Source organism: Micromonospora sp. NPDC048063 (assembly GCF_043202855.1).
In the GTDB taxonomy this organism is placed as follows: Bacteria; Actinomycetota; Actinomycetes; order Mycobacteriales; family Micromonosporaceae; genus Micromonospora.
The window spans coordinates 1-12,363 of the sequence record NZ_JBIDBG010000025.1; the positions used below are offsets into that span (position 1 = coordinate 1).

At 74.0% G+C, this 12,363-nt stretch carries 14 protein-coding genes and 1 pseudogene; 2 read left to right on the top strand and 13 right to left on the bottom strand.

What is annotated here, in order from left to right:
• From ACGFZ2_RS31995 to recO, 4 genes and pseudogenes are all read right to left on the bottom strand, one after another.
• Positions 1 to 143 (bottom strand): annotated as a pseudogene (locus ACGFZ2_RS31995) (IS110 family transposase); the annotation flags it as partial.
• Positions 144 to 401: 258 nt separating this feature from the next.
• Positions 402 to 587 (bottom strand): hypothetical protein, encoded by a 186-nt coding sequence (locus ACGFZ2_RS32000; RefSeq protein ID WP_350710782.1) that lies wholly within the window; start codon positions 585 to 587, stop codon positions 402 to 404.
• Between the two features lie 64 nt (positions 588 to 651).
• Complete coding sequence (locus tag ACGFZ2_RS32005; RefSeq protein WP_357460517.1) at positions 652 to 1,452, bottom strand: isoprenyl transferase; 801 nt, start codon at positions 1,450 to 1,452, stop codon at positions 652 to 654.
• 8 nt (positions 1,453 to 1,460) lie between these two features.
• Complete coding sequence (gene recO, locus ACGFZ2_RS32010) at positions 1,461 to 2,303, bottom strand: DNA repair protein RecO (protein ID WP_393460296.1); 843 nt, start codon at positions 2,301 to 2,303, stop codon at positions 1,461 to 1,463.
• Between the two features lie 100 nt (positions 2,304 to 2,403).
• Here recO and ACGFZ2_RS32015 point away from each other — a divergent pair, with 100 nt between their 5' ends.
• Positions 2,404 to 3,234, top strand: a complete 831-nt coding sequence (locus ACGFZ2_RS32015; protein ID WP_393269368.1) for a DUF4097 domain-containing protein — start codon at positions 2,404 to 2,406, stop codon at positions 3,232 to 3,234.
• On the opposite strand, the gene ACGFZ2_RS32020 is transcribed toward ACGFZ2_RS32015, so the two are convergent.
• From ACGFZ2_RS32020 to ACGFZ2_RS32055, 8 genes are all read right to left on the bottom strand, one after another.
• The gene (locus ACGFZ2_RS32020) at positions 3,221 to 4,405 is read right to left on the bottom strand and encodes an acyltransferase (protein ID WP_393460299.1); all 1,185 of its coding nucleotides are present in this window, start codon (positions 4,403 to 4,405) and stop codon (positions 3,221 to 3,223) included. The two genes, ACGFZ2_RS32015 and ACGFZ2_RS32020, sit on opposite strands and share 14 nt — an antisense overlap.
• A gap of 168 nt (positions 4,406 to 4,573) precedes the next feature.
• Positions 4,574 to 5,470 (bottom strand): GTPase Era, encoded by an 897-nt coding sequence (era, locus tag ACGFZ2_RS32025; protein ID WP_393269364.1) that lies wholly within the window; start codon positions 5,468 to 5,470, stop codon positions 4,574 to 4,576.
• Between the two features lie 40 nt (positions 5,471 to 5,510).
• Complete coding sequence (locus ACGFZ2_RS32030; RefSeq protein WP_350710790.1) at positions 5,511 to 5,897, bottom strand: cytidine deaminase; 387 nt, start codon at positions 5,895 to 5,897, stop codon at positions 5,511 to 5,513.
• Complete coding sequence (locus ACGFZ2_RS32035; RefSeq protein WP_393460373.1) at positions 5,890 to 7,302, bottom strand: hemolysin family protein; 1,413 nt, start codon at positions 7,300 to 7,302, stop codon at positions 5,890 to 5,892. The genes ACGFZ2_RS32030 and ACGFZ2_RS32035 overlap by 8 nt, the downstream gene beginning before the upstream one ends.
• Positions 7,278 to 7,748, bottom strand: coding sequence for an rRNA maturation RNase YbeY (ybeY, locus tag ACGFZ2_RS32040; protein WP_350684821.1), 471 nt, complete (start codon positions 7,746 to 7,748; stop codon positions 7,278 to 7,280). The genes ACGFZ2_RS32035 and ybeY overlap by 25 nt, the downstream gene beginning before the upstream one ends.
• Positions 7,749 to 7,766: 18 nt before the next feature.
• Positions 7,767 to 8,825 (bottom strand): PhoH family protein, encoded by a 1,059-nt coding sequence (locus ACGFZ2_RS32045; RefSeq protein ID WP_393269360.1) that lies wholly within the window; start codon positions 8,823 to 8,825, stop codon positions 7,767 to 7,769.
• A gap of 186 nt (positions 8,826 to 9,011) precedes the next feature.
• Positions 9,012 to 10,388, bottom strand: coding sequence for a serine hydrolase domain-containing protein (locus ACGFZ2_RS32050; RefSeq protein ID WP_393460302.1), 1,377 nt, complete (start codon positions 10,386 to 10,388; stop codon positions 9,012 to 9,014).
• A complete protein-coding gene (locus ACGFZ2_RS32055; RefSeq protein WP_357702713.1) occupies positions 10,385 to 10,744 on the bottom strand; it encodes a histidine triad nucleotide-binding protein in 360 nt (119 codons plus the stop codon). The genes ACGFZ2_RS32050 and ACGFZ2_RS32055 overlap by 4 nt, the downstream gene beginning before the upstream one ends.
• A 94-nt stretch (positions 10,745 to 10,838) precedes the next feature.
• Here ACGFZ2_RS32055 and ACGFZ2_RS32060 point away from each other — a divergent pair, with 94 nt between their 5' ends.
• Positions 10,839 to 11,600 carry an SDR family NAD(P)-dependent oxidoreductase gene (locus tag ACGFZ2_RS32060; protein ID WP_393269354.1) on the top strand — a complete coding sequence of 254 codons (762 nt, stop codon included), beginning with the start codon at positions 10,839 to 10,841 and terminating at the stop codon, positions 11,598 to 11,600.
• A gap of 3 nt (positions 11,601 to 11,603) precedes the next feature.
• Here ACGFZ2_RS32060 and ACGFZ2_RS32065 read toward each other — a convergent pair whose 3' ends face one another.
• Positions 11,604 to 12,338 (bottom strand): 16S rRNA (uracil(1498)-N(3))-methyltransferase, encoded by a 735-nt coding sequence (locus tag ACGFZ2_RS32065; RefSeq protein ID WP_393460305.1) that lies wholly within the window; start codon positions 12,336 to 12,338, stop codon positions 11,604 to 11,606.
• Between the last annotated feature and the right edge of the window lie 25 nt (positions 12,339 to 12,363).

Below are 12,363 nucleotides of genomic sequence, written 5' to 3' on the forward strand. Positions count from 1 at the left end.
GCCTCGGTGTTGACCAACGCCGCGTCGTGCAGCCGCTTGCCGTCCCGGTTCAACGCGACAGCGTGGTGGCCGTCCTTGCCGACATCGAGACCGAGAAACACCTGATAGTCGTCGCCGTGCACCGCATCGCCTCCCCGACACATCCACTGACCCGGTCGCCGATCTGGCATCGACTGCCGGCAGCCACGTTACGAAGAGACCTACCCCAACCCTGCGAGTGGCCGTGTCCCTATCAGCGGTCCATCGACGCCACCCGGCCCGGCGACAACACCCCCCGGATCATCCGCACGACAGGGGCAGTAAGTCATACCGAGCCGGGCGACCGAGCAGTCCCCGGCTGGGGACGATCAAAAAGGTAACGGGGGCGACGCTGACCGGCGGGGTCAGAAAAAGCGGCGGGGTCAGAAGAAGCGGCGGCGCTTCGCCTTCCGCGGGCGGAGCATGTCGGCACCCTTGGTGAGCAGGCGGCTCACCCCGGACGGGCCGCGGCGGGCCTCCAGCGTGTGGCTGAGCCGACGGGCGCCGGCCGCCGCCAGCGGCACCGCGACCGCCATCAACGCCCACTGGGCAATACGCTTCTGGATCATGTGGGTTCACCTCCGTCAGTGGCTGCTGACCGGAGAAATACCCCGCGCGGCGGAGCGGTAAGCCTCAGGACGGCGGGGCGACCGGGTTGGGCAGCGCGCCGCCGAAGCGGCGGTCCCGCTGGGCGTACAGCTCGCAGGCGTACCAGAGGTGCCGGCGGTCGAAGTCGGGCCACAGCGTGTCGAGGAACACCAGTTCGGCGTACGCGGTCTGCCAGAGCAGGTAGTTGGAGATCCGCTGCTCGCCGGAGGGGCGGAGGAAGAGGTCCACCTCGGGGACCTCCGGGTGGTAGAGGTACTTCGCCACCGTCTTCTCGGTGACCTTCGCCGGGTCTAGCCTGCCCGCGGCCGCGTCCCGGGCGATCGCGGCGGCGGCGTCGGCGATCTCGGCCTGCCCGCCGTAGTTGACGCAGAACTGGAGGGTCAGGGTGGAGTTGCCCCGGGACATCTCCTCCGCCGTCTGCAGCTCGGAGATGACGCTCTTCCAGAGCCGGCCGGCCCGGCCGGACCAGACCACCCGCACCCCCAGGTCGACCAGCTGGTCGCGGCGGCGGCGGATGACGTCCCGGTTGAAGCCCATCAGGAACCGGACCTCGTCCGGCGAGCGCCGCCAGTTCTCCGTGGAGAAGGCGTACGCCGACAGGTAGGGGATGCCCAGCTCGATGGCGCCCTCGATGGTGTCGAACAGGGAGAACTCCCCCGCCTCGTGGCCCTTGGTGCGAGGCAGCCCGCGCTCCTTGGCCCACCGGCCGTTGCCGTCCATCACCACGGCGACGTGCCGGGGCACCGCCTCGGCGGGCAACGCCGGCGGCCGGGCGCCCGAGGGGTGCGGTGTCGGCGGCACCGGCTCGCGCCGGCCGGCCCTCATCGATCGGATCACTCGGCTCTCTCCCTGCTCACGCCATCCGCTCCGGCCCCCACGCCCCGCGGCGGCGGGACCGGGTCGGCCGCCGGGGCACCCCGGTCGACCAGCGGCAGCGAGCGTAGCGCGCGCTCCAGGTGCCACTGCAGGTGCGCCGCGACGAGGCCGCTGCACTCCCGGCGTACGCCGGTCTCGGTGGCGTCGGCGACCCGCCAGTCGCCGCTGGTCAGCGCCGACATCAGGTCGATGGTGGCCGGGGCGGGATGGGCCGCGCCGGGGGGCCGGCAGTCCGGGCAGACCGCGCCCCCGGCCGGTACGGAGAACGCCCGGTGCCGCCCGGGCGTGCCGCAGACGGCGCAGGCGGTCAGCGCCGGCGCCCAGCCCGCATGGGCCATCCCGCGCAGGAGGTAGGCGTCGAGCACCAGGGTGGTGTCGTGGCTGCCCTCGGCGAGCGCCCGCAGCGCGCCGAGGGTGAGCTGGAACAGCCGCAGCGACGGCTCCCGCTCCACCGGGGTGAGCCGCTCGGCGGTCTCGGCGATCGCGCTGGCGGCCGTGTAGCGGGGATAGTCGCCGAGGAACCGCTTGCCGTAGAGGTCGATGCCCTCGACCTGGCTGACCGTGTGCAGTGAGCTGCCCTGGTTGCCCTTCGGGTCGCCGGCGAGCTGGAGGTCGACGTGCCCGAACGGCTCCAGCCGGGCGCCGAACTTGCTGGTGGTGCGGCGGATCCCGCGCGCCACCGCCCGCAGCCGGCCGTGCCGGCGGGTGAGCAGGGTGATGATCCGGTCGGACTCGCCGAGCTTCTGCACGCGCAGGACCACCGCGTCGTCGCGGTAGAGCTGTCGGCGGTACCCGGCCATCGGACCATTCTCCCTCGGGGTGCGAAATCAGGGTCGGCTCGGGGTGGACGCGTGAAGAACCCCGATGCGCGGCGCGCGCCGTGCCTCGTAGCGTGCTCGCATGGCTCTCCACCGGACCGCCGCGGCGCTCGCCGCGGCCGCCACCCTGATCGTCGTCGCCGGGTGCGACAACCTGGCCTCCCGTCGGCTCGACTACGACAACACCGAAGCGGCCCGGATCACCGCCATCCGGGTGCTTCCGGGGGCCGGCGACGTGACCGTCCGCACCACCAGCACGGACGACGAGGTGCGGATCAAGCGGGTGGTGCGCTACCACGGCGGCCAGCCCGACACCACGTACGAGATCAACGGCGCCGAACTGGTGCTGGACACCGACTGCGGCAAGGACTGCAGCGTCTCCTACGACGTCACCGCCCCGGAGGGGGTGAGCGTGACGGGCGAGACCGGCTCCGGTGACGTCCACCTGACCAGGGTCGGCGCGGTGGAGATCCGGCTCGGTTCCGGCAACGTCCGGGTGACCGGCGCCGACGGCCCCGTCGTGGCGGAGACCGGCTCGGGTGACGTCAGGGTGACCGGCGCCGCCGGCGCGGTCACCGTCACGACCGGCTCCGGCAACATCGACGTGGACGACGCCCCGGCCGCCGTGACCCTGCGCGCCGGCTCCGGCGACATCACGGGGCGCCGCCTCGGCGCCGGGGTGGACGCCGAGGCGGGCTCCGGCAACATCACCGTCGACCTGGCCGCGCCCGCCTCGGCGCGTACGCACACCTCCAGCGGCGACATCAAGCTCGTCGTGCCCGCGGGCCGCTACCAGGTCCGTTCCACGGCCGGCGGCGGCGACACCCGGCTGGGCGTGACCCACGATCCGACCGCCTCGCTGGTGCTCGACATCTCCACCGGCGGCGGCAACCAGACGGTCACCCAGCGCTGATCTCGACGGTCTGCGGCTCCCGCGCGGCGCGCGGCGACGGCACGCCGGCCCGCCCGGTGGCCGGACCGGACCGCGCGGCGGGGGCCGGGGCGGGCGGTGGCCCGGTGCCGGTCGGGGCGGGTGAACCGGGGCCGGTCGGGGCGGTTGGCCCGGTGCGGGCCGGTGCGGGGTGGGAGCCACCGGGAACCAGCTCCGGCGGCCGACGGGCCGCCACGTCCTCCACCCAACCGACCAGGGCGGTCACCACCGCGACCAGGGCGAAGACCAGGGCCACCCGGATCGCCAGGCCGAGCGGATCCTGGTGCGACCAGCCCACCACGTCCACCAGTGGGGTGAGCGCCGCCACGAACGGCATGTGCCACAGGTAGACGGTGAGCGCCCGCCGGTTGAACACGGTCACGACCCGGCCGGACACGGCGCTGCGGTCCACCCAGCGCGCGCCCGCCGGCGCCCGCCCGAGCAGGACGAGGACGAAGGCCGCCGACCAGAGGGCGTTGCCCAGGGGGTTGTCGTTCAGGTCGTATCCGCGGGGTCCGGGGTGGGTGACGATCCAGGCGGCCCCGGCGGCGGCGAGGGCCAGCGCGACGGGCACCAGCACCCGGGTGGCCAGGCGGCGCAGCATGCCGGCCTGGTGGGCGAAGCCGAGCAGCCAGGCGCCGAAGTAGAGCCCGAAGTGGTGCAGCGCCCCCGGCAGCGCCGGCAGCAGGCCCAGCTCGGCCGCGGCGAGCATGGCGTACGGGGCGACCAGCGTGGGCACCGGGGCGCGCCGGAACAGCCAGAGGGCGACCGGGGAGGCGAGCACGAACCAGAGGTAGTCGCGCAGGTACCAGATCACGCTCAGCGCGATCGCACCCCAGCCGTTGGCCGGCGGATCGGCGACGGGGAAGAGCCAGAGCAGCACCTTCGGGCTCAGCGGCAGCCCGGTGAGCAGCATGGCGGGTACGAAGACCGCGGCGACCACCCAGAGCGACGGCAGCAGGCGACGCAACCGGCGTACGACCGCTCCCGGCCCCCACCGTTGCAGCGAGGCGGCCATCAGCGAGCCGGCGAGCGCGAACATCACCGACATCGCCGGGAAGACGAGGGTCAGGGTGGCCCATCCGGTGACGTGGTAGACCACGACTCGAACGATGGCCAGGAAGCGGAGCAGGTCAAGGTATCGGTTTCGCATCAGCCTGCATCTATGTCCGGGGGCACGGGGGCTGGTCCTTCCCCTACCCTCCGGAGCGGCCCCGGCAAACCGCCGGCACCCCACGCGAACGTGACATCTTCCACCCGGCCGACCGACATCGATCATGCCCGGATCGCCGGGCCGGGGCGCACCCGGCCCGGCGACCGGTCAGAATCCCAGCTTGCGCAGCTGCTTCGGGTCCCGCTGCCAGTCCTTCGCCACCCGGACGTGCAGGTCGAGGTAGACCCGGGTGCCGAGCAGCTCCTCGATCTGCCGCCGCGCGGTCGTGCCGACCGCCTTGAGCCGGCTGGCCCGGTGGCCGATCACGATCGCCTTCTGGCTGGGCCGCTCGACGTACACGTCGGCGTAGATCTTCATGAGCTTGCCCTCGGGGACCATCTCCTCGACGACCACCGCGATGGAGTGCGGCAGCTCGTCCCGGACGCCCTCCAGGGCCGCCTCCCGGATCAGCTCGGCGACCAGCACCTGCTCCGGGTCGTCGGTGAGCATGTCGTCCGGGTAGAGCTGCGGCGACTCGGGCAGGTAGCGGGTCATCACCTCGACGAGCGTGTCCACCTGGTGCCCGGAGACCGCGCTGACCGGCACCACCTCGGCGAACTCGCCCAGCTCGCTGACGGCGAGCAACTGCTCGGCCAGCCGCCTGCGGTCCACCAGGTCGGTCTTGGTGACCACCGCCAGCACCGTGGCCTTCAGCTCGGCCAGCTCGCCGGTGATGAACCGGTCGCCGCGCCCGATCGGCTCGTCCGCCGGGATGCAGAGGCCGATCACGTCGACCTCGCTCCAGGTCTGTCGGACCAGGTCGTTGAGGCGCTCGCCGAGCAGCGTGCGGGGGCGGTGCAGGCCCGGGGTGTCGACCAGCACGAGCTGGGAGTCCGGGCGGTGCAGGACGGCCCGGATGACGTGCCGGGTGGTCTGCGGCTTGTTCGAGGTGATGGCGATCTTCTGCCCGACGATCGCGTTGGTCAGCGTCGACTTCCCGGCGTTCGGGCGGCCGACGAAACAGGCGAAACCGGCCCGGTAGGGGCGCTGCTCCAGGTCGCTCACGCCGCGACCCCGCCCCGCTCGCCGGCAGCCGTCCGCCCGCTCACTCGACCACCGTGCCCAGGACGGTGCCGTCCGGCGCGGCCACGTGGATCGGCGCGTCGACCGCGAGGTCCCGCACCGCCGCGTGCCCGGCGCCGTCCAGCGTCGACGCCTCGGTCACCACCACGGCGGCCTCCAGCCGGCTCGCGCCGGCCGCCGCCGCCGAGGCCACCGCGAGCTGGAGCGCGGTGATCGTCAGCGAGGGCAGCGAGACGCTGGCCGCGGCGTACGTCCGCCCGTCCTGGTCGCGTACCGCCGCGCCCTCCACGGCGCCCACCCGGCCGCGCGCGCCCCGGGCCAGGACGACCAGCTTGCCGTCCTCGGCGCTCAGCTCGATCGGGTCGGACGGGGTGGGCCGGGCGGCCGGTACGGCGGGTGACTCAGGCATCGGCGGGTTGCCTCTCCTCGGATCGGTTCGTGTCGCCCCGGGGCTCGGCGTGCTCGCCGCGGCCCGAGGCGTCCTGCGTGTCGGTCGACTCCACCCGGTTCACCAGCACGGTGTCGATCCGGTTGCGTCGGCCGGTGGTGCCCTCGGCGACCAGCCGGAGCCCGGCGACCTCGACCTGCGCCCCCGGGATCGGGACGCGGCCCAGGGACTGGGCGAGCAGGCCGCCGACGGTCTCCACCTCGTCCGTGGGCAGCTCGGTGTCGAACAGCTCGCCCAGGTCCTCCACCGGGAGCCGCGCGGTGACCCGCACCGCCCCGTCGTCGAGGTGCTCGACCGGCGGGCGCTCGACATCGTACTCGTCGGTGATCTCGCCGACGATCTCCTCCAGGATGTCCTCGATGGTGACCAGCCCGCCGGTGCCGCCGTACTCGTCGACGACGATGACCAGGTGGTTGCGGGCGGCCTGCATCTCCGAGAGCAGGTCGTCGACCGGCTTGGACTCCGGTACGAAGGTGGCGGGGCGCATCAGCTCGGCGACCGGGAGCCGGCGGTCCTCCGGGGCGCCGCCCTGGGTGCGCCGGATCAGGTCCTTGAGGTAGAGCACACCCAGCACGTCGTCGACGCTCTCGCCGATGACCGGGATCCGGGAGAACCCGGAGCGCAGGAAGAGCGCCAGCGCCTGGGAGAGCGTCTTGCCCTCCTCGATCCACACCATCTCGGTGCGCGGCACCATCACCTCGCGGGCGATCGTGTCGCCGAGCGCGAAGACGGAGTGGATCATCTGGCGTTCGCCGTGCTCCACGACGCCGCGCTGCTCGGCCAGGTCGACCAGCTCGCGCAGCTCCACCTGGGTGGCGAACGGCCCCTCCCGGAAGCCGCGCCCCGGGGTGACCGCGTTGCCGATCAGGATCAGCAGCGAGGCGAGCGGGTTCAGCGCCCGGCCCAGCCAGCGGACCAGGGGCGCGACAGACCGCCCGACCACGTACGCGTGCTGCCGGCCGAGGGTGCGCGGAGCGACCCCGACCACCACGAAACTGATCACGGTCATCGCGCCGGCGGTGACCAGCGCCGCGCGCCAGCCCGCGCCGAAGGTGTCCACCGCGACGAGCGCCACCAGCGTGGTGGCGGTCAGCTCGGCGAGCAGCCGCAGCAGCAGGAGCAGGTTGAGGTGGCGGACCACGTCCCCGGCGACGGCCTGGAGTGTGCGCGCGCCCCGTACGCCGTCGCGGGCCAGCTCGGCGGCGCGGGCGGGCGAGACCGCGGCGAGGGCCGCCTCGGTCATCGCGATCAGGCCGGCCAGCACCACCAGGCCGGCCGCGGAGACCAGCAGTTGCAGGTCGGGCAGGCCGGTGGCGCCGGCCGCCAGTGTCGGGGTGTCCATCACCGGGACCGGGTCGACCGCCAGCTCGCCAGCAGTCGGGCCTGGAGCGCGAACATCTCCCGCTCCTCCTCCGGCTCGGCGTGGTCGTAGCCGAGCAGGTGCAGCACGCCGTGCACGGTGAGCAGGTGCAGCTCGTCGGCGGCGGAGTGGCCGGCGGTGGCCGCCTGCTTGGCCGCCACCTCCGGGCAGAGCACGATGTCGCCGAGCAGCGCCGGCTCGCCGGCGGCGGTCGACTCGCCGGGCCCGTGGTCGACGCTGCCCTCGTCCATGGGGAAGGCGAGCACGTCGGTCGGGCCGTCGCCGCCCATCCACCGGTGGTTCAGCTCGGTCATGTAGTCGATGTCGACCAGCAGCACGGACAGCTCGGCGAGGGGGTTGACCCCCATCTCGTCGAGGGCGTGTCGGGCGACGGCGAGCACGGCGTCGGTGTCGACGTCGACGCCGGACTCGTTGGCGATCTCGATGGACAACAGTCTTCCCTCGATGGTCTAGCGGCGCCGGCCGGCCCGGCCGCCCTGGGCTGTCCGCCCGGGCACGGCGTGCACGCTCTGCGCCTGCTGGTTCTCCCGCTCGGCGTCCCAGCGGGCGTACGCGTCGACGATCTCCCCGACCAGCCGGTGGCGGACCACGTCCGAGCTGGAGAGCTGGGCGAAGTGCACGTCCTCGACGTTCTCCAGGATCTCCCGGACCACCCGCAGGCCGCTGGTCGTGCCGCCGGGGAGGTCGACCTGGGTGACGTCACCGGTGACGACGATCTTGGAACCGAAGCCGAGCCGGGTCAGGAACATCTTCATCTGCTCGGGCGTGGTGTTCTGCGCCTCGTCGAGGATGATGAACGCGTCATTGAGGGTACGCCCCCGCATGTACGCCAGCGGCGCGACCTCGATCGTGCCCGCCGCCATCAGCTTGGGGATGGAGTCCGGGTCGAGCATGTCGTGCAGCGCGTCGTAGAGCGGGCGCAGGTAGGGGTCGATCTTCTCGTTGAGCGTGCCGGGCAGGAAGCCGAGCCGCTCCCCCGCCTCGACCGCCGGCCGGGTGAGGATGATCCGGTTGACCTGCTTGGCCTGCAACGCCTGGACGGCCTTGGCCATGGCCAGGTAGGTCTTGCCGGTGCCGGCGGGGCCGATGCCGAAGACGATGGTGTGCGCGTCGATCGCGTCGACGTAGCGCTTCTGACCCAGCGTCTTGGGGCGGATGGTGCGGCCGCGCCGGGAGAGGATGTTGAGCGTCAGGACCTCGGCGGGCCGCTCGGCGCCGCCCTGCTCGAGCATGCCGACGGTACGCCGGACGGCGTCAGTGGTCAGGGTCTCGCCTTTCTCGATGAGTTCGAGCAGCTCGCTGAAGATCCGCTCGGCGAGGGCATTGTCGGCGGGGGCGCCGGTGATGGTGATCTCGTTGCCCCGGACGTGCACGTCACTGTTGACCGAGCGCTCGACCAGTCGCAGGATCTCGTCACCCGCGCCGAGCAGGTTGACCATGATCTTGGAATCCGGAACGGTGATCCTGGTCTGCACCCGGGGCGGGCCGGGAGGTGGGGTGCCGGTCATAGGTCGGGCCGAGGGGCCCTGCGCCACCTGCTCTCGATCTCGGCGCCGGGCCTGCTGGCGCGGCGCGCTGACGTTGCCCCCATCGTATCTGCTCAACAGCGGCGGCACCGCGCCCATTTCCGCGCGTGCGGGACGGCACGGACGGGACGCGGCCCGCGCCGGCCCCGCCCCGCCCGTACGCGCCCGTCAGGAGCCGGCGCGGAAGTCGTACCGGTCGAAGGTCTCCTGGGTACGGGTGAACCGGTAGGTCGCCCAGTGCATCCGGACCACCGCGCCGCGCTCGTCCCGGGTGAGCCGCAGCAGCTCGCCCACCTCACGCCCGGAGACCGTGCGGTACACGTCCGGCTGGTCGGGCAGTGGCGCGAAGACCGCCGGCGGCTTCCCCGCCGGGTCGTCGGCGCCCCGGGCCCGCAGCGCGCCGTCGTGCCACGAGAAGACGTACTCGAAGCCCTCGCCCCACCAGCGGCCCAGCAGCCCGCGTACGCCCTCGGGGGCGGGTGGGCCCGGCCGCCACGGCGCGACGTCGGCCGGGTCGTGCTCGACGGCGGCGGCCAGCAGCCGGTGTGGCAGGTCGAGGACCTCGCCGGCGGTGCCGGAGGAGCCGAGCACGGCGACGCCCATCGCGCCGGGCGTCCCCTCGCCGCCGCGCCGGCCGTAGACGCCGGCCAGGAAGCCGGGCATCGCGCCGTCGTGCCCGACGTGCATGGTCCGCTTGCCCTGCGGCACCAGGATCAGCCCGAGCCCGAAGCCGCCGGCCCAGAGCGTCTCGTCGGTGACCGTCGCCGGCCAGCGCATCTCCTCCAGCGTGGCCGGGGTGAGCACCGCGCCCGCCGGGTCCAGCGCCGCCGGGTCGGCGAGGAAGGCCGCCCAGCGGGCCATGTCGGTGGCGGTGCTCCAGAGCTGCGCCGCCGGCCCCACCGCGCCGAAGTCCGTGGGCGGCTCCGGGTGCGCCTCGTCGGAGTACGCGTCGACCAGGAAACCGGTCGCGGCGTGCGGGCCCGGCGTCACCGAGGTGTCGGCCAGCCCCAGCGGGGTCAGCACCCGCTCGGCGAGCACCTCCGCCCAGGTGCCGCCCCGCAGGTGGCCGACGAGCCGGCCGAGCAGCGCCATACCGAGGTTGGAGTAGTGGTAGCGGCGGCCCGGCGGCAGCACCCGCTCGGCCCGGGCGAGGTCGGCGACCAGCTCGTCGACGTCGGGCGCGCGCAGGCTGTCCCAGACGTCGCCGTACGGCTCCCGTTGCAGGCCGGCGGTGTGCGACAGCAGCCGGCGCACGGTCAGCTCGCCGTGGGCCGGCAGGTCCAGGTGGCGGCCCAGCGGGTCGTCCAGGTCGAGCAGGCCGTCGTCGCGGCACTGGAGCGTCAGCACGGCGGTGAACGTCTTCGTGACCGAGCCGATCCGGAACCGGGTGCCCGGCCCCAGCTCGGTGTCGTTGCCGGTGCCGCCGACCGTGCACGTCCACAGCGGGCGGTCGGCCCGGTGCAGGGCCGCCGACACGGCCGGTACGCGAGCCTGCGCCTGGACCTGGCGCACCAGCCGGGCCAGGCGGTCGTCGACCGCCGTCACGCGAGGTCCCGGGCCAGCATCGGCCCGAGCGGCGCCCCACCGAGCACGTGCGCGTGCGCGTGGAAGACCTCCTGGCCGCCGTACGCGCCGGTGTTGAACATCAGCCGGAAGCCGTCGCCGAGCAGCCCCTCGTCCTCGGCCACCGCGGCGGCCGTGGCGAGCACCTCGCCGGCCAGCGCCGGGTCGCCCTGGGCGAGCGTCGCCACGTCGGCGTAGTGCTCCTTCGGGATGACCAGCACGTGCACCGGCGCCTTCGGGCCGATGTCGCGGAAGGCGAGCGTGGTGGCGGTTTCCCGCACGACGGTGGCCGGGATCTCCCCGGCGACGATGCGGCAGAACAGGCAGTCGGTTCCCATCGGGGCAGTGTAAGGAAGGGCACCTTGTTATCGCTTTCGGTAGAGGAAGGGCCCCTTCCTTACACCTGGGGGTCGACCGGGCATGATGGCCGGCGTGACTTCACGGGCGGTACTGGTGACGGGGGCCTCGCGCGGCATCGGGCGGGCGGTGGCGACGGCGTTCGCGGCGAGCGGGGACCGGGTGGCGATCCACCACCGCGACTCGGCGGAGGCGGCCGGGCGGCTGCGCGCCGAACTGCCCGGCGAGGGCCACGTGGTGGTCCGCGCCGACCTGACCGACCCGGACGCCGTACGGGCCATGGTGGACGAGGCGGCCGGCCTGCTGGGCGGGCTGGACGTGCTGGTCAACAACGCCGGAGTGTACGGCGACCGGGACGCCCCGCACCCGGTCTTCGGCGCCTCCTACGCGCAGTGGCGCGCGCAGTGGCGGCAGGTGGTGGAGACCAACCTGACCGGCGCGGGCAACGTCATCTGGTGCGCCGCCCAGCACATGCGCGACCGGGGCGGCCGGATCGTCAACGTCTCCTCCCGGGGCGCCTTCCGGGGCGAGCCGGACCAGCCGGCGTACGGGGCGAGCAAGGCGGGGCTGAACGCGCTGGGGCAGTCGCTGGCGGTGGCCCTGGCCCCGTACGGCATCAGCGTCGCCACGGTGGCCCCGGGCTTCGTCGAGACCGACATGACCACGGAGCACCTGCGCGGGGAGCGGGGCGCCGCCATCCGGGCGCAGAGCCCGTTCAACCGGGTGGCCCGCCCCGAGGAGATCGCCGCCGCCGTGCACTGGCTCGCCTCCCCGCAGGCGGAGTGGGCCTCCGGCACCATCGTCGACCTGAACGGCGCCTCCTACCTGCGTAGCTGAGCGTCACCAGCGGGCGAGGCGGGTGGCGAGCACCGCGAGGGCGGCCACGCCGGCCGTCGAGGTGCGCAGCACCGACGGGCCCAGGCGGACGGCGCGGGCCCCGGCCCCGGTGAAGGTGTCCAGCTCGCTGTCGGCGATCCCGCCCTCCGGCCCGACGACCAGGACGATCTCGCCCGTGGCGGGCAGCTCGGCGGTGGTCAGCCGCTCCTGTGCCTCCTCGTGCAGCACGAACGCCGCGGCGGCCCCGCCGATGCGGCGCGCGACCTGGGCGGTGGACTCGTCCGGCGTCCCCGCCACCACGGGCAGCCAGGCGCGCCGGGCCTGCTTGGCCGCCTCCCGGGCGGTCGCCGCCCACTTCTCCCGCGCCCGTATGCCCCGGTCGCCGCGCCACTGGGTGACCGAGCGGGCCGCCGCCCAGGGAACGATCTCGTCCACCCCGACCTCGGTCATCGCCTGCACGGCCAGCTCGCCCCGGTCGCCCTTGGCGATGCCCTGCACCACGACCAGGCGCGGGACGGAGGCGTCGACGAACCCCCGGGAGGTGATCTCCAGGTCGAGGGTGCCGCGGCCGACGGCGGTCACCACGGCGGCGGCGGTGCCGCCCCGCCCGTCGGCGAGCAGCAGTTCCTCGCCGACGCGGAGCCGCTGCACGGTGGCGGCGTGGTGCCCCTCGGGGCCGTCGAGGGTCAGCCGGTCGGCGGTGGGCAGCGACTCGACCAGAAACAGCGGCGCGGACACGATGATCAGGCTAGCCGCCCCGGCG